A 23,955-nucleotide genomic window follows, 5' to 3' on the forward strand; every position below is an offset into this window, starting at 1 on the left:
TCGGGCCCATGAAGCGATCCACGACCATGACCACGGCCGCGCTCCTCACCGGCCTCACCCTCTTCGTCACCGCGTGCACGGGCGGCGCCGGCGGCTCCGACGGAAAGAAGGACGAGAAGAACGACTCCTCGAGCTCCAGCGGCACGGGCGGCAGCGGTGGCGGCGCGGACGCCGACAACGCCCTCAAGCTGCGCAAGTGCCTGCGCGACAACGGCGTCGACGCCCCCGACCCGAAGCCCGGCGAGGACCCGCGCGGCATGACGCTGGGCGCGGGCGCGGACCAGGAGGTCCTGAAGAAGGCCATGGAGAAGTGCGGGATGCAGGCCCCCGGCTCCGGCGGCGAGACATCGCAGGCGGAGAAGGACAAGGCCCTCAAGCAGGCCAAGTGCATGCGGGACAACGGCTTCGACATGCCCGACCCTGAGTTCAACGGGAACATGCGGTCCGGGGTCTCGATACCCGACGGCGCCGACAAGGACAAGTTCATGGCCCAGCTGAACAAGTGCAGCGGGGACCAGTGAGCAAGGGCAAGAAGTGGGTCCTGGGCTCACTGGCCGTCGTACTCGCCGTCACGGGCGGCGGGTACGCGGTCGTCGCCCAGGCCGGGACGGACGGCGGTGGCGACGGCGGCGGCTCGAAGCAGGGCCGCGCGGACGGGCTGCCGGGGGCCACGTCGCCGGTCACGCGGAGCGACCTGAGCGCCGTGGTCAAGGCCGACGGGACGCTGGGCTTCGCGAAGGAGCGCAAGCTCAACGCGGTGGGCTTGGACGCGGCGGGCGGGGCGGGTGGGGCAGGTGGCGCCGGTGGCACCCCGGGCGCGGGTGGGGCTGGTGGGGCCGGAGCGGGCTCCGGGTCCGCCACCCTGACGTGGGTGGCGCCCCCCGGCTCCTCCGTCGAGCGCGACGGCAAGCTCTACGAGGTCAACGGCAAGCCGGTGCGTCTGATGTACGGCTCCACCCCCATGTACCGGTCCCTGAAGTCCGGGGACAAGGGCGAGGACGTCAAACAGCTCAAGCAGAACCTCCAGGCCCTCGGCTTCGGCACCGGCCTGGACACCACCGACGGCACCTTCACCGACGGCACGGTCACCGCCGTCAAGCGCTGGCAGAAGTCCCACAAGGTGAAGGAGACCGGCGAGGTCGGCAAGGCCGACATCGCCTTCGCCTCCGGACCCCAGCGGATCCAGAAGAACGACATGGCCGTCGGCGATGAGGCCGCCGCTGGCAAACCCGTCCTGACCCTGACCGGCACCGAGCGGATGGTCCGCCTGCAGCTCGACGTGGCCAAGGCCGCCAAGCTCAAGACCGGCGACCCGGTGACCGTGAGCATGCCCAACGGGGGCACCGCCAAGGGCAAGATCAGTTCGATCGGCACCACCGCCAACGGCGACGACCCGTCCTCGGGGGGCGGGGGCGGGAGCGGGGGCGGAGGCGGCGGGGGCGGCGGGGACCAGAAGCCCAAGGTCGGCGTCGAGGTCGCCCTCGACAACCCCGCGGAGGCCACGGGCCCCGACCAGTCGCCGGTCTCGGTGAGCCTGACCGGCGAGGTCCGCAAGGGAGTCCTCTCCGTGCCGGTCAACTCGCTCCTCGCCCTCGCCGGAGGCGGCTTCGGGGTCCAGGTCGTCGAGGACGGCAAGGTCCGCGAGGTCAAGGTCGAGCTCGGCATGTTCGGCCAGGGCCGGGTGGAGGTGAAGGGGGACGCCCTCAAGGAGGGCATGCTCGTAGGAGTCCCCAAGTCATGAACAAACACGCCCACGCGGTCGTCGAACTGGCCGGCGTCACCAAGGAGTACCCCGGCGGGGTCGCGGCCCTGCGCGGAGTCGACCTCACGGTCATGAACGGCGAACTCCTCGCCATCGTAGGACCGTCGGGCTCGGGCAAGTCGACGCTGCTGCACATCGTGGGGACGCTGGACCGGCCGACCGCCGGCCGCGTCGCCATCGCCGGGTACGACATCGCGAGCCTCTCCGACCGGTCGCTGTCGGCGCTGCGCTCCCGCCACGTCGGCTTCGTCTTCCAGTCCTTCCACCTGGTACCGGGCATCAGCGCCCGCGCCAACGTCGCCGAGGGGCTCCTCTACTCCGGCCTCTCCCGCGCCGAACGCGGACGGCGGGCGGAACGCGCCCTGGAGCGCGTCGGCCTCGGCGACCGCATGGACCACCGGCCGCACGAACTGTCCGGCGGGCAGAAGCAGCGCGTGGCGATCGCCCGCGCGGTGGCGGGCGAACCGGACCTGCTGCTCGCCGACGAGCCGACGGGCGCCCTGGACACGGCGTCCGGCGAGTCGGTCATGGAACTGCTGCACGAGCTCAACCAGGACGGGGCCACCATCGCCGTGATCACCCACGACAACGAGATCGCGGCGAGCCTGCCCCGCCAGGTCCGCATCCGCGACGGCGAGATCGTGGCCGATGTGTGGAACGCCGATGCGTTGGGGAACACGGACGCGCTGGGGGTGGGTGCGTAGTGGGTGCCCGTACGAAGGCGCGCGCGGCCGGGAAGAAGGCCCGCAAGCTGTCCCCGCCGCGACTCGGCCCCCGGGACGTGTTCCACGTGGGATCGGCGGGGCTGCGCTCGCGGCCCATGCGTGTGTTCCTGTCGGCGCTCGGGATCGCGATCGGCATCGCGACGATGATCGCGGTCGTCGGCATCTCCTCGTCGAGCCAGGCCAAGCTGCTCCAGGAGCTCGACAAGCTCGGTACGAACATGATGGTCGCGACCCCCGCCCCGTCGATGTTCTCGGGACAGGACACCAAGCTGCCGAAGGACGCCCCCGGCATGATCGCCCGGATCGACGGGGTCGAATCGGTGGGCGCGACGGGCGACGTGAAGGAGTCCGTGCGGCGCAGCGAGAGCATCCCCAAGGAGGAGACGAACGGCATCGCCCTCAAGGCGGCGAAGGGCGACCTCCTGAAGACGCTGCGGGCCCGGATGCACAGCGGGAGCTGGCTCAACGACGCGACGGGCCGCTACCCGTCCGTGGTCCTCGGGCACGTCACCGCCGAGCGCCTGGGCATCACGGGGCCGGGCGGGCAGGTCTTCATCGGCGGGCAGTACTTCACCGTGATCGGCGTCCTGGAGCCGATCCCCCTCGCGCCGGAGATCGAACGCTCGGCGCTCATCGGCTGGGGTGCCGCGCAGAGCCTCCTGGGCTTCGACGGCCATCCCACGTCCGTCTACGAACGCTCCGCCGACGACCGCGTCAAGGAGGTCCGGAACCTCATCGCCAAGACGGCCAACCCCGAGAGCCCGAGCACGGTCGCCGTCACGGACCCGTCGGCGGCCCTCCAGGCGAAGGCCGCCACCGAGGGCGCCTTCAGCACCCTCCTCCTCGGCCTGGGCGGCATCGCCCTGCTGGTGGGCGGGGTCGGGGTGGCCAACACGATGATCATCTCGGTACTGGAACGCCGCCACGAGATCGGCCTGCGCCGCTCCCTGGGCGCCACCAAGGGCCAGATCCGCATCCAGTTCGTCACGGAGTCACTGCTCCTGTCGGGGCTGGGCGGCCTGGCCGGCATCGTCCTGGGCGGCGCGGCCACGGCGGTCTACGCCCGAGCCGGCGACCTCCCCTGGGTGGTCCCCCTCTGGGCCGTCACCGGCGGCTTCGCCTCAACCCTGGCCATCGGCACGGTGGCAGGCCTCTACCCGGCGGTCCGCGCGGCGAAGCTGTCGCCGACGCTGGCACTGCAGGCTGGGTGAGGGGGGTGGGCGGGGTGGTGGGGGCTTGTGCTGCGGGGTGGGCGGGGGCGTTGACAGGGTTCGGGGGGCTGAGCACCCTTCCCGTGACCGTCGGCAGCCACTAGGAGCTAGAGGGGGATGAGGACGGCCTCAGGGTCGGGGGGCGCGACAGATCGCTACGCGCTCCCACTCGGCTTAGCGGCTACCCACCGGCCGTGGCTGATCTGGAGTGGGGGCGAGTTCTTCTCGGTTTGCCGGGAGTTCGAAGACGAGGTCGATTCCGTCGGTCTCGTTTTCGCGCTCGGCGACTCGGGTGAAGCCGAAGCCGGCGATGGTGGCCAGGGAGGCCGTGTTGTCGGATCGGATCGTGGCCCGGACGGTCCTGACGTCGGGTTCTTCGGCGGCCCTGGCCAGGAGGGCGGTCAGCATGGCGCGGGCGTAGCCCTGGCGGCGGTGGGCGGAGACGACGCTGTAGCCGATCTCGACCACGCCGGATTCGTCGGGCGGGCCGTGGAATCCCGCGTCGCCGATGACCGTCCCGTCCGGTTCCGACACTGCCGCCCGGGTGGTCCAGGGCGCGGCGGACGGGTCCTTGGCGTGCTGGTCCGCGCGGTAGCCGAAGATCCAGCGGGCGCGGTCGGAGACGAAGTACTCGTCGAGGGCCACCCCTGCCTCGGCGCTGCCGCCCGCGAGGTCGCCGTCTGCGAGAGCCCGTAGGGCCTTCGCGTTGAGCTTGACGAAGCGGACGCGCTTGGGGAGAAGTTCATTGCTCATCGCGGCGATGCTCACCCAGGGTTTGAGGGCTGTCCAGTCGATTTCCGACCCCGGTCAGCCCGCCGCCTGCTCGTCCTTCCGGCGTACCAGCTCGGTGATCCAGGCGGGTGCGTACGGGGAGGTGCAGCCGGGGGGCGTCGGGTAGTCCTTGAGGACCTCCAGGCGTTCGCCGATGGCGAGTGCGCGGGTGCGGTGGGCGGCGTGCTCGATGCCGATCTGGGTCAGGCAGTGGTTCATCGCCCACTGCAGGCGGTCGGGGGCCTCCTTCATCTCCGCCTCGATGACGTCGAGCAGTCCCGCGAGATCCAGGCCGTCCGGCTTCTTCGCCACCCGCTCGGTGGTCAGCGCCCATCCGGCACTCGCGACCACGGGATCGGCATCGGCGAACCACGCGAGGCGCAGCTCTTCGGCGTGGGGGCTCTTCTTCACCACGTAGTTCACGAGCCAGTCGTGGACCTTGGGCGTGCGCGCGTCGCGCAGCATGGTGTCCAAGTCGTCCTGCTCGAAGGCCTTCGGGCGGCAGATCAGGATCGCCAGCAGCCTCGCGGCGGTGTCCCCCGTCTCCCACAGCCGGCACGACAGGTCCTGCTGGGTCTTCAGCCGCTTCGCGACCGCGCGCAGCTTGCCGAGGTTCACCCCGTGATCGTCACCGTGCTTCTCGTTCACCGCCCGGATCTTCGGGTCCTCCAAGGCGGCCAGCTCGGCCATCACCGTCTCGATCATCGCCGTCTCTTCTTCCTCGCGCACGGGATTCAGCCTACGAGCCTGCACCGCTCCGCAGATCGGCCACGGAGGGTCCAACACCCCCGGAATCCATCTTTTGCTGACCCATCGCCCAGGCCCCCTGACCCCCGTAGGAGCACCCCTACCCCGGCTGTACACTGCAGCCACGAATCCGGGGGGATGACGCAGCCACGCCATCGCGTCCACTCCGTCTGCCGAGCGCCCATCGCGCGCGCCGGCCCCCCGACCAGTACTTATGTCCCAGGGGGGACCTTGAACTTCTCGCGCCACATGCGCCCCGGCCGTCTCGCGGTCTGCACGGCCATCGTCCTCGCCACCGGCGTGACCCTGGCCGGCACCGCCTCGGCCACCGGGGACCCCTCCCACGGCACCGTGGCCCGCCCGACCCCGAAGGCGGAAGCTCCGATCGGCCCGCTGCCCGCGAAAGGCAAGAAGGCCTCCGCCGGCCTGCGCGCCGCCGGTCTCGCCGCCCTGCGCTTCGACGCGGACGGCGACAACATCCCCGACTCGCTCTACCAGGCGATCAACGACGAGTACTTCGTGAACTCCGGTGGCGCCGCCGAGTCCTTCAAGTACAAGGTGGGCCAGGCCAGCGCCTACTTCGACTACAAGGACCTCATCCCGTTCGGCCGGATCGGCTCCGGTAACGAAACCGACATGCTGGGCCTTTCGGCCGACGGTGAGCTGTCCTTGCTCATCTCCTGGGGCCGTGAGGGAGCGGAGCAGAAGTCCTGGTCCGGCCGCGGCTGGGGCATCTACAACAAGGTCTTCGCCCCCGGCGACATCAACCGCGACGGCAACATCGACCTGCTGGCCCGCACCCCGGACGGCGTGCTCTACCTCTACCCGGGCAGCGGAAACCAGGACTCCCCGCTCAAGGCGCGCATCAAGGTCGGCGCGGGCTGGCAGGCCTACGACCAGCTGGTCGGCACCAACGACATCAACAGCGACGGCATCGCCGACCTGGTCGCCCGCGACTTCTCCGGCGTCCTCTTCGCCTACCTGGGCACCGGCAGCACCAGCGCCCCGTTCAAGCCCCGCGCCACGATCGGCTCGGGCTGGAACGCGTACAACCAGATCGTGGGCCTGGACGACTACGACGGCGACGGCCACGGCGACATGGTCGCCCGTACCGTCTCCGGCCAGGCGTACATCTACAAGGGCAACGGCAACGGCGGCTTCAAGCCGCGCATCAAGGGCAGCACCGGTTGGAACGTCGCCACCCTCTTCACCCAGCAGGGCGGCAACCCCGACTTCGGGCGCAACGATCTGTTCGCCCGCGACTCCGCCGGCACCCTCTGGTGGTACTACTCCAAGAACAACGGAACCCTCAGCGGCCGCCTGAAGGCCAGTGACACGGGCGGCTGGAAGGGCGCCAGCATCACCTCGGGCTCCTCCTTCACCAACGAGAACACGAGCGCCATCCTGGAGCAGGGCTCCAACGGCGCCCTCTACATCAACGGTGACTACAAGGGCCTCGGCTGGGGCTCGTACAACGCCCTGGCCGCCCCGGGCGACCTCAGCAACGACGGCACCGGCGACCTCCTGGGCCGCGACAAGTCCGGCAACCTGTACCTGTTCCAGGGCAACGGGGTCGGCGGCACCATGAACAAGATCAAGATCGGCGGCGGCTGGGGCGTCTACAACAAGCTGACCGGCGCCGGCGACCTCACGGGCGACGGCCGCGCGGACCTGCTGGCCCGCGACGGCTCCGGCAACCTCTACCTGTACGCCGGCACCGGAGTCCCCTCGGCCCCCTTCAAGCCGCGGGTCCGCATCGGTTGGGGCTACGAGGGCTACAAGCAGCTCGTGGTCACCGGTGACCTCACCGGAGACGGCCGCGCCGACCTCGTCGCCACCGACTCCGCGGGCGTCCTGTGGCGCTACGACTCCTACGGCACGGGCAAGCTGACCAGCCGTACCAAGATCGGCACGAACTACCAGATCTACCCGAACCAGTACTGACCCGCTGAAACCCGAGCCGGGGCACCCCTCCACCCGAGGGAGCGCCCCGGCTCGGTGCCGTGGTGAGACCGGGGCACTTGCTATAATCCTTCTGTCGGCCTTCGACGCCCCCCAACGGGTGGCGCGCGAAGGCTTTTTTTATGCCCTCCGACACTTCTGCCTCCGGCACGCCTCCCACCACCTACCGTGAGCTGCTCCGCAACCGTGAGTTCGTCGGCCTGTACGTCAGCTTCACGCTGACGGTGGCCGCGAGCACCTTGTCGGGCTTCGCGCTCGGCACGCTGGTCAACCAGCAGACCAAGTCCCCGTTCCTGACCGCCGTGAGCATGTACGGCGCCACCTTCGCGACGGTCCTCGGTGCGCTGACGCTGATGTCGGTCGCGGACGGAAACCGCCCTCGCCGGATCCTCGTCACGCTCCAGTGCGTCTTGCTCGTCAGCGTCGGCGCACAGGCAGTCCCGGGGCTGCCGCTCGCCGCCCGGTTCGGTCTGCTCCTCGTCCTGGGGTTCTTCCAGTCCCTGGGAACGGGCGCACGGATGGGGCTGCTCACCGAGGTGGTGCCCACCTCCGCCTACGCACTGGCACGTTCGCTGATGAACATCACCTCGGGAGGCATGGCCATCCTCGGCTACGCCATCGGCGCCGTACTGCTGCGGTACCTGAGCCCGCAGGAGGTCTTCGCCGTTGCGACGGCCCTGACCGGCGGCGGGTTGATCATCGTGGCGGTGACGGTCCGGGAACACTCGGTCCGTCTGACCCGTCGCCCCGGACTGCGCCAGACCTGGACCACGAACGTCGAGCTCTTCACCCACTCCGGCCAACGCGCGCTGCTGCTGAACCTGTGGATCCCCAATGGCCTGATCGTCGGCTGCGAGGCCCTGTTCATCTCCTACGCCCCCCATCACGCCGGCGTCTTCCTCGCCGCCGGATCGGCAGGCATGCTCCTCGGTGACCTCGCGGTCGGTCGGCTGTTCACCGCCGAGCGGCGAAGCCGCTACGCCTTCGCCCTGCGGCTGCTGCTCGCCGTCCCCTACCTGCTGTTCGCCGTCCACCCGCCCGTCCTGGTGGCGACCGCCGCGGTGTTCATCGCCAGTGTCGGCTTCGCCGCCACCCTGCCGCTCCAGGAGCAGCTCCTGGAGCTGACCCCCGATCCGGTCCGCGGCCAGGTCCAGGGAGTCGAGTCCGCCGGCCGGATGACGTGGCAAGGCATCGGAGCCGCGATCGCCGGCGGCATCGCCCAGTACTTCACCGCCGGCACGGCCATCACCCTCGTGGCCGCCGCCTCCGTCGCCATCAGCGTCTTCTCCCGGCCCGCCGTGGTGCGCGCCCGAGCCGTCCGCGCCCAGGCGGCCAAGGCGTAGGTTCCCACGACCGTACGAGCGGGGGCGCGGCCGGACGCGCCCGCCGCACCCCCGCGCATCCGCATCCTCCTCCCCCATAGGCCCGTTGAACCGGCGACCGTACTGCTTGCCGTTCCCGGAGCTTCCGTGCCCCCTTCCTCCCGGCCCGCCCCCTCCCTCCCCACCCCGCCCCCCGGCCTCCTGGCCGCGCGGGTGCGGGATCCGTACCCCTACTTCGCCTGGCTGCGCCGCCATTGCCCCGTCCGTGCCGAGCGCCGGGACGGGCGCCCCACCGTGTGGCAGATCTCCCGCTACGAGACGTGCGGGTGCTGCTCACCGACGAGCGGCTGAGCAAGGACCCGGGGCGGGTGCCCGGTTACGTCGCGGGGCCGGCCGGGCTGAACCCGCCGTGGAAGAGCTCCTGCGCTACGACTCCCCCGTGCGGGACGCCACCTTCCGCTGCGCAGCAGAATCGATCACCCTCCACGGGCAGGTGATCGGCGAGGGGGACATCGTCAGCCTGCTCATCGGCTCGGCGAACCGGGACGGCCACCGCTTCCCCGATCCGGACCGGCTCGATCTCGGGCGGACGCCCAACGACCACCTCGCCTTCGGCTACGGCCCCCACTTCTGCATCGGCGCCGCCCTGGCCCGCCTCGAGGGCGCCGTCGCGCTCCCCCTCCTGCTCCAGCGCCTGGGGCGCGTCGAACTGGCCAAGCCCGCCGAGGAACTCCCCTGGCGGCCGACCCGCGTCATGCGCGGACTGGCCTCACTGCCCGTAGTACGGAACTGACCCCTCCGCAGAACCACCCGAGCCCCCCGAGCCCCCAGCCTGGAGCACCCACATGCCCGACCCCGGCCCCGGCCCCGCAGTGCTGACGACCGAACCCACCCCGGGCGTCCTCCTCGTCACCCTCAACAGGCCGCACGTCCGCAACGCCGTCGACCGGCCCCTCGCCGAGGCGCTCGACGCGGCCCTCACCCGGCTGGAGGACGATCCGTCGCTGGCCGTGGGCATCCTCACCGGCGCGGAGGGCCACTTCTGCTCCGGCATGGACCTCAAGGCCTTTCCCACCGAAGGCGTCCCCGTCGTCGCCGGGCGCGGCCTGGCGGGGCTGACCCGGGCCCGGCTGCGCAAGCCGCTCATCGCCGCCGTCGAGGGTGCGGCCGTCGCGGGCGGCTTCGAGCTGGCCCTCGCCTGCGACCTCATCACCGCGGCCGACACCGCGTTCTTCGCCCTGCCCGAGGTGGCCCGCGGCCTGATCGCCGCCGAGGGCGGAGCGATCCGTCTGCCCGGCCGGCTCCCGTACCACGTGGCCATGGAGATGCTCCTGACCGCGGCCCCCCTGCCCGCCGCCGACGCGGCCCGCTACGGCCTGGTCAACCGTCTCACCCCCGAAGGCCAGGCCCTCGAGGCGGCCCTCGCCCTGAGCGCCCGCATCCAGGCGCACTCGCCCCACGCCGTCCACATCACGAAGCAGATCGTCCAGAACACCCGCGGCCTGGACGACCACGCCGCGTACCGCGTCCAGGACCCCCTCAGCACGCCCGTGTTCACCACCACGGCCGCCACGGAGGGAGCCCGGGCCTTCACCCAGAAACGCTCACCGGCCTGGGACGGCCCCCCGCCGGGCCGGCACACCTGATCCCCCGCTCCCCGCTCCCCGCTCCCCTCCGACCTCTCCCTCCCCCCGCACCCCCGGTCGTACGCTGGTCCGATGCACCCTTCACCTCGAACTCCCCGGCAGGCCGCCAGAATTGTCGTGCTCAACCCCGCCGGATCCGTGTTCCTCTTCCGCGAGAACAACGTGGAAGTCGGCATCCACTGGCTGCCGCCCGGCGGTGGCATCGATCCCGGGGAGACGCCCGAGGAGTGCGTACGGCGGGAGTTGCGGGAGGAGACGGGCTGGACGGACCTGCGACCGGAGCGGCTGCTCTGCACCTGGGAGCACGACTTCACCCACCAGGGCATCCCCGTACGCCAGCACGAGCACATCTACGTGACCACCGGCCCGCACCGCGATCCGGTACCGGAACACCCCGAGGCCCACTGGCGATGGCTGTCCCCGCACAGCCTCGCCACCCTCGGCGAACCCCTGTGGCCACCCCGCCTCGCCGAACTCCTCGACGAGTCCCCCACGGAGCCGGTCCACCTGGGGCTCCTCGCCTGACCGCCCCGGTCCGGGGAGGGCCCCGGCTAGCGGCCCCCGCCCGCCGGGCCCGTTGCCCGGGCGTACAGGGCGGATGCGTAGTCGGTCAGGATCGTGCTCGTCGAGACGTCGTCCGTGTCTCCGCCGGTCAGGACTCCGATGATCTTTCCGTCCGCCGCGATCCATGCGCTGCCGCTCGTGCCGGTGGGGAAGTCCGCGCAGTCGAAGCGCTGTTCCGTGGCGCTGAGCCGTACCGCGCGGGACACGCAGGTGCGCGGGACCTGGCGGCCCGACGGGTAGCCCGTCACCGTGACCTGTTCGTCCGTGCGGCCCGTGGTGTCCAGGACGGCGGCTCCGGTGACGTCCTCGACGGCGCGGCCCTCGGCGTCGGGGGCGAGGCGGGCGAAGGCCAGGTCGTAGTCGTCGTCCGTGCCGTCCGACCAGCGCGGGTCCTCGAAGACCTCCGCGATCCTCCAGGTGCCGTACGGGGCCCGCCCGTCCGCGTACGCGGGTGCGAAGGAGGCTCCGCGTTCGCCGGACCGGCCGGCGCTCAGGCAGTGGCCGGCGGTGGCGATCAGGTTCCGCCCGGGGCTGTGGACGACGGTCGCCGTGCAGTAGTGGTCGCCGGTCGCATCGCCCGCGAACAGCGCTCCCGCGAAGGCGACGGCCCCGCCCGGCGCGGAGGGTGACGCCGACGGTCCGGGGTTCCGGCCATCGGACTGTTGACGCCGTTCCGGTGCTTGCGACTGCGATGACGGCTGCGAAGGCGGCCGCGAAGGCGTCGTCGTGCGGGCCGCCTTCGCGTGCCCGCGGGCCTTGCCGTCACCGGCAGGGACCACCTTCGTCATGGCCGCGGACGCTCCGAGCGCCACCGCCGAGCAGAGCACCGCGGTCACCACGGTCCGCTTGTCCATCAGAGACACCCCTCCCCTTTGCTGCGGCGAAGCATGCCCTGCCCGCGGTGACCCCCGCAAGGCGAGGCGGCCCAGGGGGTCAGGTCAGTGCGCAGATGCGGCGGCGGCCCCCGGGAGACCTCCCCGGGGGCCGCCGCCCACTACGCCACCGCCACCGCCGCCGCTACGCCCCCGGCCACAGCCCTTCCGGGGTCAGCCCCAGCAGATCGATCGCGTTGCCGCGCACGATCCGGTCCACCACGTCCGGGGCCAGGTGCCCCATCTGGGACTCGCCGACCTCGCGGGATTTAGGCCACGTGGAGTCGGAGTGGGGGTAGTCGGTCTCGTAGAGGACGTTGGCGACGCCGATGGAGTCCAGGTTCTTCAGGCCGAAGGCGTCGTCGAAGAAGCAGCCGAAGACGTGCTCCGCGAAGAGCTCCGACGGCGGCCGCAGCACCTTGTCGGCGACGCCGCCCCAGCCGCGGTTCTCCTCCCAGACCACGTTCGCGCGCTCCAGGATGTACGGGATCCAGCCGATCTGGCCCTCCGCGTACATGATCTTGAGGTTCGGGAAGCGTTCGAACTTGCCGCTCATCAGCCAGTCCACCATCGAGAAGCAGCAGTTGGCGAAGGTGATGGTGGAGCCCACGGCCGGCGGGGCGTCCGCCGAGGTGGAGGGCATGCGCGAGGAGGAGCCGATGTGCATGGCGATGACCGTGCCGGTCTCGTTGCACGCCTCCAGGAAGGGGTCCCACTCGTCCGTGTGGATGGAGGGGAGCCCGAGGTGGGGCGGGATCTCCGAGAAGGCGACCGCCCGGACCCCGCGCGCGGCGTTGCGGCGGACCTCGGCGGCGGCCAGGCGGGCGTCCCACAGCGGGATGAGGGTGAGCGGGATGAGGCGGCCGTTCGCCTCCGGGCCGCACCACTCCTCCACCATCCAGTCGTTGTACGCGCGCACGCCGAGCAGGCCCAGCTGGCGGTCCTTGGCCTCGGTGAAGGTCTGGCCGCAGAAGCGCGGGAAGGTCGGGAAGCAGAGGGCGGACTGGACGTGGTTGACGTCCATGTCGGCGAGCCGGTCGGGAACCGAGAAGGAGCCCGGGCGCATCTGCTCGTACGTGATGACTTCGAGCTTGATCTCGTCGCGGCTGTAGCCGACGGCCGTGTCGAGTCGGGTGAGGGGTCGGTGCAGGTCCTCGTACACCCACCAGTCGCCTATCGGTCCGTCGTCGCCCTTGGCCCCCATCACGGGGGCGAACTTGCCTCCCAGGAAGGTCATTTCTTTCAGGGGGGCGCGGACGACGCGGGGGCCGACGTCGTGGTACTTGGACGGGAGCCGGTCCCGCCAGACGTTGGGGGGCTCAACCGTGTGGTCGTCCACCGAGATGATCTTCGGGAAGGTCTCCATGTCCTCACGGTAGCGTCAATCTGACGAACCGTCAGCTAGTTGGGCGCGCCCGGCTGCAGGATCCGCACGGACCACGCACCCGATCCGTGCGGACCAGGCACCGGATCCGCACGGACCGGCCACCGGATCCGTACGGACTGGGTCCGTTACGGACTGACGTGTACGCGCAACACAGGGCAGACTGGCCCTTACACCTATGGAAGGCAGGGGGGAGACCAGATGGACGGCACACCGGCCATCCCGCACCAGCGGAACCACCCCGAGTCCGGTGACACCGCCATTGCCGCAGCCGCCGGACCCGAAGTCGGAACCGGAGCCGGGCCCGGAGTCGAAGCGGCACCCGCCGCGGAAGCCGTCGACGCGGCCCCGGCCCCCACCGCCCCCGGAGGCAACCGGTTCTCCGTGCTCGGGCCCATCCGGGCCTGGCGCGGCGGCGAGCCGCTGAGCTCCGGGACCCCGCAGCAGCGGGCCCTGCTCGCGGTGCTCCTGCTGCGCGAGGGCCGCACCGCGACCGCGCCCGAGCTCATCGACGCCATCTGGGGCGAGGACCCGCCGCCGCAGGCCCTCGCGACCATCCGTACGTACGCCTCCCGCCTGCGCAAGATCCTCGAACCCGGGCTGCTCGTCAGCGAGTCCGGCGGCTACGCGATCCGCCTGCCCCACCCCGAGGCCCTCGACCTCGGCATCGCCCGGGCCCTCGCCGCCGACGCCGAGGCCGCGCGCGCCGGGAAGCCGAAGGACGGCTCCGCCGAGAAGGCCGCCCCCGGTGCCCCCGCCGGCCAGGGCGACCGCGCCCTCGCCCGTACGCTGCTGGCCCGCGCCCTGGACGTCTGGGACGGCGAACCGCTGGCCGGCGTACCCGGACCGCACGCCGGCACCCAGCGCACCCGGCTCACCGAGTGGCGCCTCCAGCTGCTGGAGACCCGCCTCGACCTGGACCTGGAGCTCGGCCACCACGCCGAGGCCGTCTCCGAGCTGACCGCGCTCACCGCCGCCCACCCGCTGCGGGAGCGGCTGCGCGAGCTGCTGATGCTCGCCCTCTACCGCAGCGGCCGCCAAGCCGAGGCCCTCGCCGTGTACGCCGACACCCGCCGGCTCCTCGCCGATGAACTCGGAGTCGACCCGCGCCCCGAACTCGCCGAGCTCCAACAGCGCATCCTGCGCGCCGACTCCGAACTCGCCCGAGCCGAGGACCCGGCCCCGGCGGCCGCCCCCGTGCACGTGAGGCCCGCCCAATTGCCCGCCACCGTCTCCGACTTCACCGGCCGCTCCAGCTTCGTCCGGGACCTCGGCGAGATCCTCGCCGGCGCCGAGGGGCAGGTGATGGCGGTCTCCGCCCTCGCCGGCATCGGCGGCGTCGGCAAGACCACCCTCGCCGTGCACGTCGCGCACGCCGCCCGCCCGCACTTCCCCGACGGGCAGCTCTACGTCGACCTCCAGGGCACCGAGGCCCGCCCCGCCGAGCCCGAAGCCGTCCTCGGCTCCTTCCTGCGCGCCCTCGGGACCCCCGACAGCTCCATCCCCGACTCCCCCGCCGAGCGGGCCGCGCTCTACCGCTCCACCCTCGACGGCCGGCGCGTCCTGGTCCTCCTCGACAACGCCCGCGACGCCGCCCAGGTCCGCCCGCTGCTGCCGGGCACCGCGGGCTGCGCCGCCCTCGTCACCAGCCGGGTCCGGATGGCGGGCCTGGCCGGCGCGCACCTCGTCGACCTCGACGTGATGAGCCCCGAGGAGGCGCTCCAGCTGTTCACCCGGATCGTCGGGGCCGAGCGGGTCGGCGCCGAGCGCCAGGCCGCCCTCGACGTGGTGGGCGCCTGCGGGTTCCTGCCGCTCGCCATCCGCATCGCCGCCTCCCGGCTCGCCGCCCGCCGCACCTGGACCGTCTCCGTGCTCGCCGCGAAGCTCGCCGACGAGCGCCGCCGCCTGGACGAGCTCCAGGCCGGCGACCTCGCCGTCAAGGCCACCTTCGAGCTGGGCTACGGGCAATTGGAGCCCGCGCAGCAGCGCGCGTTCCGCCTCCTGGGGCTGCCGGACGGGCCGGACATCTCCCTCGCGGCGGCAGCCGCCGTACTGGACCGGCCGGAGCACGACACCGAGGACCTGCTCGAAGCCCTGGTGGACTGCTCCCTCCTCGAATCGGCCGCGCCCGGCCGCTACCGCTTCCACGACCTCGTACGCCTCTACGCGCGTGCCTGCGCCGAGCGCGACGAGCAGCCGCCGAGCGGGTGCGACCGCGCCCTCGACCGGCTGCTGGACTTCTATCTGGCGACCGCCGCCGGGGTGTACGCCCTGGAGCGGCCCGGAGACCGGCTCGTGGCCCACCTGTCGGCCACCCGCCACCCCGGCCTGCGCTTCACCGAGCCGCACTCCGCGCAGGACTGGCTGTACGCCGAGGCCGGCCCGCTGCTCGCGTGCGTACGGCAGGCCGCCGTGTGCCCGTCCGGGCGCCAGGACCTGCTGCGGCGGGCCGTGGACCTGCTGTGGGCGGCCAAGGACCTCGCCGAATCGGGAGCCAACTCCAAGCAGTACGAGTCCGCCGCCACCGCGCTGCGCGACGCCGCCGAGGCCGCGAAGGACCCGTACGCCGAGGGCCGCGCCCGTACCACCCTCACCAACACCCACCTGGTCGCGGGCCGCTTCGCCGAGGCCGACGCCGAGGCCAGCCGGGCCATGTCCCTGGCCCGTACCGCGGGGGACCTGCTGCCCAGCTGCTGGGCGCCCAACGACCGGGGCATCATCGCGATCTACGAGGGCCGCTACGACGACGGCGAGCGGTACCTGCTGGAGGCCATCGCCAACTTCCGGGCCGACGCGAACCACGTCGGCGCGGCGAGCGCCCTGTGCAACCTCTCCCGCATCCACGTGGAGCAGGGCCGGCTCTCCAGCGCGATCGACCTCGCCCAGCAGGCCATCGCCATCTACGACCGGATGGGGCTCACCCTGCGCCTGGCCAACGGCCGCTACGCGCTGGGCATCGCCCTCACGCAGGCCGACCGGCTCTCCGAGGCGCACTCCCAGCTCAGCGACGCGCTGGCGCTGTTCCACGAGAACCGGCAGCCCCTGTGGGAGGGCGTGACGCACTTCCGGCTCGCCAAGGTCCATCTGGCGGCGCGCAGGCCCACGCTGGCCGCCTCGCACGCCGAACAGGCCATCGCCCTGCGGGGGATAGGCGGCGAGTGGAACCGGGCCAGGGTGCTGACCGTGCTCGGCAGGGCGCTGCGCCAGCTGGGGCAGCGGGACCGGGCGCGGGTGTGCTGGCGGGACGCCGAGGTGGTGTTCACCCAGCTCAAGTCGCCGGAACTGGCCGAGGTCCAGGCGCTGCTGGCGGCGGAGATCGCCGCCTGAGCTCGCCGCCCGAGCCGCGTTGAACGAGGCGTTCATCGTTCGTTTATCACCACCCGACAGAATGGGGTCATCGACTCGACGTGTCGGGGGGCACTCCCGGGTCGACCGGAGGACGACCCGTTCGGCGGTCCGCGGGGGAATCGCCGAACGGGACCCACTCACCCATCAGGAGAACCGATGACGACGAACGAGAACATCCTGCCGCCCGACGGTGACACCGCTCCGCTCGACAACCAGCTTTCGGATGTCGACATCAAGCCGCTGGACAACGACGCGGCCGGCGTGGAGATCAAGCCGCTCGACAACCACGCCGCCGGCGAGGAGATCGTGACGATGGACAACCACGCGGCCGGCGGCGGCCTGTAGGTGGGGGCGTAGGCCTCAGGACTCACAGACGCGTACGGCCCGGGGAACACGGGGGAACGGGGGATCCGGGCCGTACCGCAGTACGTACCACGGGGGACCGGGGGTCACGGGGGACCAACGGGGTGCACGGGGGGAACGGCGGCCGCGGTGGCCAGGAGGGGGACCACCGCGGCCGCCGCACGTGTGCGTGCGCCCGGTGGGGGGGGGACGGGGAGGAGACGGCGGGGCGGCTCAGCCGCCGAGCTGGAGCAGCCGCTGGTCGCCCCGGGCGGCTTCCAGCAGCGCCGGCGAGAACCGCTCCAGCTCCGCCCGCGTGTGCAGCGAGGCGGCGGCGGTCAGACTGACCGCGCCCACCGGGATGCCCGTACGGTCGAAGACCGGCGCGCCCAGGCAGCGGGCCGAGCGCTCGTACTCCGCGTCGTCGACGGCGTAGCCGCGTTCCCGGACCGTCCGCAGTTCGTCGGCGAGACCCTCCTCATCTGCGCGGGTCCGCAGGACGCCCTCGGCCTCCTCCGGCGGCAGGTGCGCGAGGACGGCCCGGCCGATCGCGGTGGCGTGCAGGGGGATGCGCATGCCGACGCGCGAGGAGGTCCGGTGGGACCCGGAGCCCTCGATCTTGCGGATGTACGTGAGGGCGTTGCCGCTGCGCAGGGCCAGGTGGACGGCCTGCCCGGTGCACTTCTGGAGGAACTCGAGCAGCTCGACGATGCCCTCGGGCCGGTCGGCGCAGACCTCGGCGGCCAGGGTGCGCAGCCGCAGGCCGACTCCGTAGCTGCCCTCGCCGTCGGTGACGGCGTAGCCCTGCTCGACGAGGGAGACCAGGATCCGGTAGGTGCTGGATTTGGGCACCCCGGCGGCGGCGGACAGCTCCGCGAGCCGGTGCGGGCCGCCGAAGGCGGTCAGCGCCTCGGTGATCCGCAGGGTCTTCTCCAGGGCACTGCCGTTCCCCTGGCTGCTCCCGTGGCCGCTCCCGTAGCCGACGCCCTGGCCCCCCACACTCTGACCCGGCACCTCACTTCGTATGGCACTGACCACGGAATCCCCAAGGGTTGGCAAAACCATTCGTTTCACCCTACGTCACGGGATGCCCCTTTTACCCGGGGCCGAAGGGCCTGAAATGCCGGGCGGCCGCTCCCTCGCTGACTAGGCTGACCGTGTGTTCACCTCCCAGGGCCCGACCCTCCGCGAACTGGCCGTACAGGCCCTGTCCTCCGTCGAGCGGGGCTACGACCTCCTGGCCCCGAAGTTCGACCGGACCCCCTTCCGCACCCCCGACCGGATGCTCGACGCGGTCGAGGAGACGCTCGCCCGCCACGAGGGCCCCTTCGACGCCGGACTCGACGTGTGCTGCGGTACGGGCGCGGGCCTCGGCCTGCTGCGCCGGCTGTGCCGGGGCCGGGTGACCGGGGTGGACCTGAGCTCGGGCATGCTCGCCGAGGCCGGGCTCGCCCACCCCGGGGCGGACCTGCTGAGGGCCGATGCCCGGCACCTGCCCGCCGCGCTCGGGGACTCGTACGACCTGGCCGTCAGCTTCGGCGCCTTCGGCCATTTCCTCCCGGCCGAGCGCCCCGCGGTCTTCTCCGGGGTCCACGCGGCGCTGCGCCCCGGCGGCGTGTTCGCCTTCCCGATCGGCGCCCCGATCGCGCCGAGCCGCCCGGCGTGGTGGGCCCTGTCCGGCTTCGACGCGGTGATGCGCGTGCGCAATGCCGTCTGGCGCCCGCCGTTCGTCATGTACTACCGCACCTTCCCGCTGGGCGGCGTCCGTACGGACCTGCGCGCCGCCGGGTTCACGGTCGAGACGCTCCCCCTGGACCACTTCGGCCGCCGGCCGGACGGCACGCCGAGGTGGCGACTGGTGCTGGCGCGCCGAGCCTGAGCCCCGCCCCCTCCCCTACTTCTCCGGCAGGCGGCCGATGTCGGAGACCGGGCCGAGGTGGCCGAGCTTGTCGGGGTTGGACACGGTGTGGACCGCCCGGACCACGCCGTCGGCGATGTCGAGCTCGACCACGCTGGCGACCCGCCCCTCGGCGTCGACGATCAGGGCGCCCGGCCGGCCGTTGACCAGCGTCGGCCGCAGGGAGGCGCCGAGCGAGCGGAGGCGGCGCAGTCCGCCGATGAGCAGCTGTCCGACGCGGCGCGGATCGGTCACCGACCGCGCGACCGCGCGGGCCTTGCCGCCGCCGTCCCCGTGGTAGACGACGTCGGGCGCGAGCATGTCGAGCAGGGCGTCCAGCTCACCGCCCGCCGCGGCGTCGAAGAACGTACGGGCGAGCTCCTCGCCCTCCGCCCGCCGGGCCGGGGTCGGCGGGCCGCCCGCGGCGATGCGTTTCCTCGCCCTGGCGAAGATCTGGCGGCAGTTCGCCTCGGACTTGCCGGTGGCCCGGGCCACCTCCGGGTACGCGTACCCGAACACCTCGCGCAGCATGAACACCGCGCGCTCCACCGGGGACAGGGCCTCCAGGAGGACGAGGAACGCCATCGACAGGGAGTCGGCCAGCTCGGCGTGCTCGGCCGGGCCCGGCCGTTCGTCGGACACGACGACGGGCTCGGGCAGCCACTCCCCCACGTACGTCTCGCGCCGGACCCGCGCCGAGCTCAGGTGGTTGATCCCCAGCCGCGTGACGGAGGTGGTCAGGTACGCCTTCGGGGCGGCGATCCCGGTCCCGGCCCGGTGTGCCTTGGCGAGCCCGAGGAACGCGTCCTGGACGATGTCCTCCGCGTCGCCCACCGACCCGGTCATCCCGTAGGCGATGGAGAACAGCAGCGGCCGGTACCTCACCGCGTCCGCGACGTCCGTTGATCCCTGCACGAAATCCTCCCCCGATTCGCTGTGTGCACTGTGTGCGACGTCCGGCAGGTTACCCAAGGGGGATCCGGCTCAACGATCATGAACAGCCTCGTGACCCGGGTCACACCATCCACGTGTCACAGGGCGCGGGGGCGCCTTGTCTTAGAGGGAGAACAGCAAGGAACAGCCGCCGAACGACCCACCCCAGCAAAGGAATCCGCCATGACCGCTCGCCTGAACCTCTTCGCCGACCCGGTCGCCGTCAAGGCGTGGAAGCACATCATCGCCGCGAGCAAGGCGCTCGGGGAGTCGACCCTGCCGGCCTCGACCCGCGAACTGGTCATGCTGCGCGCCAGCCAGATCAACGGCTGCGCCGGATGCATCGACATGCACACCAAGGACGCGGCGGCCGCCGGCGAGACCGCGGTACGCCTCCACCTGGTCGCGGCCTGGCGCGAGGCCACGGTGTACACCGACGCCGAGCGCGCGGCCCTGCTCCTGACCGAGGAGGCCACCCGCATCGCGGACGCGGCGGGCGGGGTCAGCGACGAGGTCTGGGCGAACGCCGCCAAGCACTTCGACGACGAGCAACTCGCCGCCCTGGTCACCCAGATCGCGCTCATCAACGCCTTCAACCGCGGCAACGTCATGGTCCAGACCCCGGCGGGCGACTACCAGCCGGGCCAGCTCCAGCACTGACCCACACACAGCACGGCTCCTCGCCTCCCCCCTTCCTCTCCCCTCCCTTCCCCTCCCCTCCCTCCCCTCCCCGAAGGACCGAGTGCTCCCATGAACATCGCGCTGTGGATCGTCACCGGACTCCTCGCCGTCGCCTACCTGCTCGGCGGCGCCTTCAAGGTGTTCACGCCGAAGGAGAAGATCGCCGCGAGCGGCGCCAGCGCGCGGTGGGTCGAGGACTTCGGCCCCGGCGCGGTGAAGGCGATCGGAGCCGTGGAGATGCTGGCCGCACTGGGCCTGACCCTCCCGGCCCTCCTGGACATCGCCCCGGTCCTGGCCCCCCTGGCCGCGGTCGGCCTGGTCCTCCTCATGCTGGGCGCCACCCTCACCCGCTACCGCCGCCACGAGCCCACGTACATGGCGGTGGACCTGGCCTACGTCCTCCTGGCCGCCTTCGTGGCCTGGGGCCGCTTCGGCCCGGAATCCTTCACGGGCTGACCTCGGCATGGTCCGTGACCACACGCCGGAACAGCCGGTGACCCGTCCTTCCTGAATGCTGCAGCGCCCAGTCCTGCGCGGTCTCCTGCTCGTCCTGAGGGCACGAATCGGCCCCGCATCCGTAAGCCACACAGAACACTTCCCACGCGGATCCGCCGGCGGGCACATGCCGGATGGTGTGCTCTACGAACCGGTAGCTGCTCCTCGGCATCAGTGAACCTCCGCCCTGTGAGCGCGAAGCCGGATGTTCGCATCCGTCACCCCGCTGTAGTCGAGGGCACTGCCCGCGTTCTCTCGCCGGACCGCCAGGCTCAGGCACTCGGGGCATCCCGGTGCGGCCTTTGGCGGATCGGCAGGAAACGGGTCACGCTGACTGGCCTGCTGCCAAAGCTTGATGGATCCCACCGCGTACCCCTTGAGCCGTAGCCGTCTGTCTCGGGTTCAGGCTTCACCGACGGACAGCTGATCCCCACATCCATGCGCGTCATGGACTAAAGATCACCTGAGGGCGGCTGCGCAGGCCCCGAGGAAGTCCCGTGCGTCGTCACCGAAGAGGGCCCGGTCCTCTAGGTGCGAGAACTCCTCACGGTGGCTCGCCACGTCCCGGGGGTCCCGGAAGACCATGACTCCGGTGGACAGTTCGACCGTGGCGATGCGGTCGTCGTAGACGGTGAAGGTGTTCAGCGGTGCGGGACCGGTCGGCACGGTCAGGGGGACGACGCCCAGCCTCACGTTCGGCAGGTGGGTGAGCGAGGCCAGGTGGTCGACCTGTACCGCGAGCGCGTCGGGCCCGACCAGGGGCCACCGGACAGCTTGCTCGGTGAGTATGAACGTGAACCGCTTGGAACGGTCGTACAGGACCTGTTGCCGTTCCAGCTTCCTGGCGATGGTCCTGGCGTGGTCGCCGGGGATGTGGGCGAGGCTGGCCCGGATGTATTCAGGGGTCGAGAGCAAGCCCGTGATCATCGACAGCAGGAAGAACCTAAGCTCGGCTGACGAAGCTTCGAGGCCGGCGAGTTCGAGTTGCTTCCTCTCCAGGCCCTTGCGCCGCATGCCCCGGGCACCCTGCCACTGCGTATGAGCGAGACGGGCCAGGTTCATGACCCGTGAGACCAGAGCGGGGTCGGCCTCACAGGCCCGCAGGATTTGCTCCACGTCCACGAGGGACGGGCGCACCTTTCCGTTCTCGATCCGGCTGACCTTCGACTGGGACATGTTGCAGCGGGCGGCGGCCCGAGCCCCTGAGAGCCCGGACCGCTTCCGGACGGCCTTCAGCAAGGCCGCCAGCTCTTCGCCGGACTGGCCGAGCTCCTCTGGTTCGACGCTCACGTACGGATGTACTCCAGGAACGGCACGGAAGCCTCCACGGCAACGCGCTGGTACTCGATGAACGGCGCGGGATCCCCCTCGTACAGCTCTCGGCTGATCTGTTTGCCGTCCGGTTCGTAGTGCATGAGCACCACGATGGAGCGGTCGAACATCCAGAAGTCCTCGACATCCGGGAGCGGGTTCGCCCGGTCGGTCACGTCAAGGATGCGGATCTCTTCTCCTGCCGGTGCCTGATGCTGGTAGTAGCGCTCGAATTCGAACCGCAGGTAGTCGCTCAGCGGCCGAGTGACGATGTGCACACGCCCTACGCTCCGACTGCGCACCATCTCGGTCCACGAGTCCTCGTACGGTCCGGGGAACCGGGCCCCCGCCTTGAAGGCTGCGAACTCGTCCGCTTCCTGAGGTACGAGGTACTGGGGCAGTGTCTCAAGCCGCCAGGCCTCCGCCTGGAACGTCTTGAACTTCGATGCCCAGTCCTCACCAACCAAGAGCACGGAAGGCCTCCCTGAGCACTGCCTCGGGGATCTCTACGAGCCCCTCGCCGGTCGGCGGGGTGAAGGCTGCGGATACGTCGCCCTGGACGATGAACGAACCGGACGCGGTCTGGTAGACGTTCGGGCAGTCGCCCTGCCCGCACTCGCCGTTTCCGTTGCCTGTGAGCCGGGTCAGTTCCTCACGTGCCATGTGAAGCCCCTCGGTCCCAAACCCCTGCTGGGCCTGATGCCAAGACCGTAGGGATCAACCGGTTATGCCGTCTATGCGCGAACGCGACTATGCGCGTCTTGGCATAAAGAGACCCGGCCTTCCGCGATGATCATGACGGTCCCGCCCGTCTCGGACTTGGGTTCTGAAGGCCGCACCCACCGGGTCGCGGCCGGCCGGGACCCGGTGGGCCGCGGTGCTTCTTTTGGTCTGAGTACTTGGGGAAAGAACCCTTCCCAGACCCCTCCAGCCTCCCGCCGGACAGGCGCTCACTCACACGGGTGAATCGGCCAACTGGGGTGGATTTCGCGGTGGTTGTCTGGCATATGCTCGCCCCGACAACTCTCAGACATGAGACGGCCCCCGCCGGGACTGCGAATCCCGATCGAGGGCCTGACCAACGAGGAAGTAGCACTCTTCCCTATGGCTTCGGTGCAGTTTACCGCGCCCGCGCGCGCGACATACGGGGTTCGGCACGCCAACGTCCGGCTCACCGGGCGGTTCACCGTGGTGAGCAACGACCTGATCCAGCATGGTGAGATGTCGGTGCTCGCGCGGTTCCTGGGGATCTACATCCAGTCGCTGCCGGCCGGGACGCCCATCGGCATCAAGGACCTGGTCAGGCGGCTGCCCGATGGGGAGATCGCCATCACCAAGGCACTGCGGGAACTGGTGGCGTTCGGCTACCTGGACCGGTCCCTGGTGAGCCTGCCGGGTGGGCGGATCGTCACCCGTACGGTGTCCTACAACCATCCCCGGGCCGCTGCCGTCGCGGCGGCGCGTCGTGGCCACGGTCCCGCTGCCCCGCCCACGGCACCCGCACCGGCGGAACCTGCACCGGAGCCGGTGCGCGTTGAGACGCCGCCGCCGGTCGAGGCTGGTCCGGAGCCCGCCGTGCCGACGGAGCCGGATGCGGCAGGGGACGTAGAGGTGGCTGCCGCGCCCGGCGGGGGGCTGCCCGGGCCCCGGGAGCGGGACGATCCCGGGCGGCGGCGGCTCGCGCGTGAGGTGCTCGCGGAGTTGCGGCGGGTCGATCCGCAGCTGTTGCTCGGGGAGCGGGACGTACGGTACCTCGCGGGTGGGGTCGAGGCCTGACTGGAGCGCGGGGCGGGGGTGCGGGCCACGGTGACCGCCCTTACGGCGAGACTGCCGGCGGGGCTGCGCAATCCGGCCGGGCTGATCGCCCACCGGCTCACGGCCCAGTTGCCACCGCCGCTGATTCCGCTGCCCCGCGCACCTGCCTTCGTACCTCCCGATCCCTTCGTGATCTGCCCGGAGTGCGAGCGCGCGTTTCGCAGTCC

General features: G+C 71.5%; 25 protein-coding genes. 16 read left to right on the forward strand and 9 right to left on the reverse strand.

The window, feature by feature from the left end; genetic code table 11:
• Positions 1-8 precede the first annotated feature (8 nt).
• Genes OG435_RS20200 through OG435_RS20215 form a run of 4 tightly spaced genes read left to right on the forward strand, consistent with a single transcriptional unit; the run spans position 9 to position 3,698 of the window.
• Entirely contained in the window at positions 9-521 is a 513-nt protein-coding gene (locus tag OG435_RS20200; protein WP_266878475.1) for a hypothetical protein, read from the forward strand.
• Entirely contained in the window at positions 518-1,741 is a 1,224-nt protein-coding gene (locus tag OG435_RS20205) for a peptidoglycan-binding protein (RefSeq protein ID WP_266878477.1), read from the forward strand. The genes OG435_RS20200 and OG435_RS20205 overlap by 4 nt, the downstream gene beginning before the upstream one ends.
• Positions 1,738-2,466, forward strand: a complete 729-nt coding sequence (locus tag OG435_RS20210) for an ABC transporter ATP-binding protein (RefSeq protein WP_266878479.1) — start codon at positions 1,738-1,740, stop codon at positions 2,464-2,466. The genes OG435_RS20205 and OG435_RS20210 overlap by 4 nt, the downstream gene beginning before the upstream one ends.
• On the forward strand, positions 2,466-3,698 hold the full coding sequence (locus OG435_RS20215) for an ABC transporter permease (RefSeq protein WP_266878481.1): 1,233 nt from the start codon (positions 2,466-2,468) through the stop codon (positions 3,696-3,698). Before OG435_RS20210 ends, OG435_RS20215 begins: the two co-directional genes overlap by 1 nt.
• A gap of 174 nt (positions 3,699-3,872) precedes the next feature.
• Here OG435_RS20215 and OG435_RS20220 read toward each other — a convergent pair whose 3' ends face one another.
• Together OG435_RS20220 and OG435_RS20225 are read right to left on the reverse strand one after the other, a co-directional pair.
• Positions 3,873-4,451: a GNAT family N-acetyltransferase gene (locus OG435_RS20220; RefSeq protein ID WP_266878483.1), complete on the reverse strand. Its 579-nt coding sequence runs from the start codon at positions 4,449-4,451 to the stop codon at positions 3,873-3,875.
• 54 nt (positions 4,452-4,505) lie between these two features.
• Entirely contained in the window at positions 4,506-5,174 is a 669-nt protein-coding gene (locus OG435_RS20225; RefSeq protein ID WP_266881926.1) for a DNA alkylation repair protein, read from the reverse strand.
• Positions 5,175-5,447: 273 nt separating this feature from the next.
• Here OG435_RS20225 and OG435_RS20230 point away from each other — a divergent pair, with 273 nt between their 5' ends.
• From OG435_RS20230 to OG435_RS20255, 6 genes are all read left to right on the forward strand, one after another.
• Complete coding sequence (locus OG435_RS20230) at positions 5,448-7,160, forward strand: FG-GAP repeat domain-containing protein (protein ID WP_266878485.1); 1,713 nt, start codon at positions 5,448-5,450, stop codon at positions 7,158-7,160.
• Positions 7,161-7,300: 140 nt separating this feature from the next.
• The gene (locus OG435_RS20235) at positions 7,301-8,521 is read left to right on the forward strand and encodes an MFS transporter (RefSeq protein ID WP_266878486.1); all 1,221 of its coding nucleotides are present in this window, start codon (positions 7,301-7,303) and stop codon (positions 8,519-8,521) included.
• Positions 8,522-8,647: 126 nt separating this feature from the next.
• A complete protein-coding gene (locus OG435_RS20240; RefSeq protein WP_266878487.1) occupies positions 8,648-8,851 on the forward strand; it encodes a hypothetical protein in 204 nt (67 codons plus the stop codon).
• A 58-nt stretch (positions 8,852-8,909) separates the two neighbouring features.
• Positions 8,910-9,293, forward strand: a complete 384-nt coding sequence (locus OG435_RS20245; protein ID WP_266878488.1) for a cytochrome P450 — start codon at positions 8,910-8,912, stop codon at positions 9,291-9,293.
• Positions 9,294-9,345: 52 nt separating this feature from the next.
• Complete coding sequence (locus tag OG435_RS20250; RefSeq protein ID WP_266878489.1) at positions 9,346-10,146, forward strand: crotonase/enoyl-CoA hydratase family protein; 801 nt, start codon at positions 9,346-9,348, stop codon at positions 10,144-10,146.
• A 72-nt stretch (positions 10,147-10,218) separates the two neighbouring features.
• The gene (locus OG435_RS20255) at positions 10,219-10,671 is read left to right on the forward strand and encodes an NUDIX hydrolase (protein WP_266878490.1); all 453 of its coding nucleotides are present in this window, start codon (positions 10,219-10,221) and stop codon (positions 10,669-10,671) included.
• Between the two features lie 26 nt (positions 10,672-10,697).
• Here OG435_RS20255 and OG435_RS20260 read toward each other — a convergent pair whose 3' ends face one another.
• Both OG435_RS20260 and OG435_RS20265 read right to left on the reverse strand, forming a co-directional pair.
• Entirely contained in the window at positions 10,698-11,564 is an 867-nt protein-coding gene (locus tag OG435_RS20260) for a trypsin-like serine peptidase (RefSeq protein ID WP_266878492.1), read from the reverse strand.
• 163 nt (positions 11,565-11,727) lie between these two features.
• The gene (locus tag OG435_RS20265; protein WP_266878494.1) at positions 11,728-12,948 is read right to left on the reverse strand and encodes an amidohydrolase family protein; all 1,221 of its coding nucleotides are present in this window, start codon (positions 12,946-12,948) and stop codon (positions 11,728-11,730) included.
• 219 nt (positions 12,949-13,167) lie between these two features.
• Here OG435_RS20265 and OG435_RS20270 point away from each other — a divergent pair, with 219 nt between their 5' ends.
• Together OG435_RS20270 and OG435_RS20275 are read left to right on the forward strand one after the other, a co-directional pair.
• Positions 13,168-16,293, forward strand: a complete 3,126-nt coding sequence (locus OG435_RS20270; protein ID WP_266878496.1) for an AfsR/SARP family transcriptional regulator — start codon at positions 13,168-13,170, stop codon at positions 16,291-16,293.
• Between the two features lie 177 nt (positions 16,294-16,470).
• The gene (locus tag OG435_RS20275) at positions 16,471-16,659 is read left to right on the forward strand and encodes a hypothetical protein (RefSeq protein WP_266878497.1); all 189 of its coding nucleotides are present in this window, start codon (positions 16,471-16,473) and stop codon (positions 16,657-16,659) included.
• A gap of 231 nt (positions 16,660-16,890) precedes the next feature.
• Here OG435_RS20275 and OG435_RS20280 read toward each other — a convergent pair whose 3' ends face one another.
• Positions 16,891-17,670, reverse strand: a complete 780-nt coding sequence (locus OG435_RS20280; protein ID WP_266878499.1) for an IclR family transcriptional regulator — start codon at positions 17,668-17,670, stop codon at positions 16,891-16,893.
• A gap of 145 nt (positions 17,671-17,815) precedes the next feature.
• Here OG435_RS20280 and OG435_RS20285 point away from each other — a divergent pair, with 145 nt between their 5' ends.
• On the forward strand, positions 17,816-18,535 hold the full coding sequence (locus tag OG435_RS20285; RefSeq protein ID WP_266878500.1) for a class I SAM-dependent DNA methyltransferase: 720 nt from the start codon (positions 17,816-17,818) through the stop codon (positions 18,533-18,535).
• A gap of 15 nt (positions 18,536-18,550) precedes the next feature.
• On the opposite strand, the gene OG435_RS20290 is transcribed toward OG435_RS20285, so the two are convergent.
• Complete coding sequence (locus OG435_RS20290) at positions 18,551-19,468, reverse strand: RNA polymerase sigma-70 factor (protein WP_266878502.1); 918 nt, start codon at positions 19,466-19,468, stop codon at positions 18,551-18,553.
• Between the two features lie 201 nt (positions 19,469-19,669).
• Between OG435_RS20290 and OG435_RS20295 the strand changes: the two genes are divergently transcribed.
• Positions 19,670-20,146, forward strand: coding sequence for a carboxymuconolactone decarboxylase family protein (locus OG435_RS20295; protein WP_266878504.1), 477 nt, complete (start codon positions 19,670-19,672; stop codon positions 20,144-20,146).
• 90 nt (positions 20,147-20,236) lie between these two features.
• Positions 20,237-20,623: a DoxX family protein gene (locus OG435_RS20300; protein WP_266878506.1), complete on the forward strand. Its 387-nt coding sequence runs from the start codon at positions 20,237-20,239 to the stop codon at positions 20,621-20,623.
• Positions 20,624-21,121: 498 nt separating this feature from the next.
• Here OG435_RS20300 and OG435_RS20305 read toward each other — a convergent pair whose 3' ends face one another.
• The 3 genes from OG435_RS20305 to OG435_RS20315 are packed head-to-tail and all read right to left on the reverse strand — an operon-like array spanning position 21,122 to position 22,636.
• Positions 21,122-21,952, reverse strand: coding sequence for a helix-turn-helix domain-containing protein (locus tag OG435_RS20305; RefSeq protein WP_266878508.1), 831 nt, complete (start codon positions 21,950-21,952; stop codon positions 21,122-21,124).
• Positions 21,949-22,446, reverse strand: a complete 498-nt coding sequence (locus OG435_RS20310) for a DUF6879 family protein (RefSeq protein WP_266878510.1) — start codon at positions 22,444-22,446, stop codon at positions 21,949-21,951. The genes OG435_RS20305 and OG435_RS20310 overlap by 4 nt, the downstream gene beginning before the upstream one ends.
• Positions 22,430-22,636, reverse strand: a complete 207-nt coding sequence (locus OG435_RS20315) for a hypothetical protein (protein WP_266878511.1) — start codon at positions 22,634-22,636, stop codon at positions 22,430-22,432. The genes OG435_RS20310 and OG435_RS20315 overlap by 17 nt, the downstream gene beginning before the upstream one ends.
• A gap of 441 nt (positions 22,637-23,077) precedes the next feature.
• Between OG435_RS20315 and OG435_RS20320 the strand changes: the two genes are divergently transcribed.
• Entirely contained in the window at positions 23,078-23,749 is a 672-nt protein-coding gene (locus tag OG435_RS20320) for a hypothetical protein (RefSeq protein ID WP_266878513.1), read from the forward strand.
• The last annotated feature ends 206 nt before the right edge of the window (positions 23,750-23,955 follow it).

This window comes from Streptomyces sp. NBC_01264 (assembly GCF_026340675.1).
Lineage (GTDB): Bacteria > Actinomycetota > Actinomycetes > Streptomycetales > Streptomycetaceae > Streptomyces.

What these genes read in the sequence shown, in the direction of transcription:
- OG435_RS20200 (WP_266878475.1), top strand. Translation starts at nt 9, where the DNA reads ATGAAGCGATCCACGACCATGACCACGGCCGCGCTCCTCACCGGCCTC.
- OG435_RS20210 (WP_266878479.1), top strand. Translation starts at nt 1,738, where the DNA reads ATGAACAAACACGCCCACGCGGTCGTCGAACTGGCCGGCGTCACCAAG.
- OG435_RS20220 (WP_266878483.1), bottom strand. Translation starts at nt 4,451, where the DNA reads ATGAGCAATGAACTTCTCCCCAAGCGCGTCCGCTTCGTCAAGCTCAAC.
- OG435_RS20225 (WP_266881926.1), bottom strand. Translation starts at nt 5,174, where the DNA reads ATGATCGAGACGGTGATGGCCGAGCTGGCCGCCTTGGAGGACCCGAAG.
- OG435_RS20235 (WP_266878486.1), top strand. Translation starts at nt 7,301, where the DNA reads ATGCCCTCCGACACTTCTGCCTCCGGCACGCCTCCCACCACCTACCGT.
- OG435_RS20250 (WP_266878489.1), top strand. Translation starts at nt 9,346, where the DNA reads ATGCCCGACCCCGGCCCCGGCCCCGCAGTGCTGACGACCGAACCCACC.
- OG435_RS20255 (WP_266878490.1), top strand. Translation starts at nt 10,219, where the DNA reads ATGCACCCTTCACCTCGAACTCCCCGGCAGGCCGCCAGAATTGTCGTG.
- OG435_RS20260 (WP_266878492.1), bottom strand. Translation starts at nt 11,564, where the DNA reads ATGGACAAGCGGACCGTGGTGACCGCGGTGCTCTGCTCGGCGGTGGCG.
- OG435_RS20265 (WP_266878494.1), bottom strand. Translation starts at nt 12,948, where the DNA reads ATGGAGACCTTCCCGAAGATCATCTCGGTGGACGACCACACGGTTGAG.
- OG435_RS20270 (WP_266878496.1), top strand. Translation starts at nt 13,168, where the DNA reads ATGGACGGCACACCGGCCATCCCGCACCAGCGGAACCACCCCGAGTCC.
- OG435_RS20275 (WP_266878497.1), top strand. Translation starts at nt 16,471, where the DNA reads ATGACGACGAACGAGAACATCCTGCCGCCCGACGGTGACACCGCTCCG.
- OG435_RS20295 (WP_266878504.1), top strand. Translation starts at nt 19,670, where the DNA reads ATGACCGCTCGCCTGAACCTCTTCGCCGACCCGGTCGCCGTCAAGGCG.
- OG435_RS20300 (WP_266878506.1), top strand. Translation starts at nt 20,237, where the DNA reads ATGAACATCGCGCTGTGGATCGTCACCGGACTCCTCGCCGTCGCCTAC.
- OG435_RS20315 (WP_266878511.1), bottom strand. Translation starts at nt 22,636, where the DNA reads ATGGCACGTGAGGAACTGACCCGGCTCACAGGCAACGGAAACGGCGAG.
- OG435_RS20320 (WP_266878513.1), top strand. Translation starts at nt 23,078, where the DNA reads ATGGCTTCGGTGCAGTTTACCGCGCCCGCGCGCGCGACATACGGGGTT.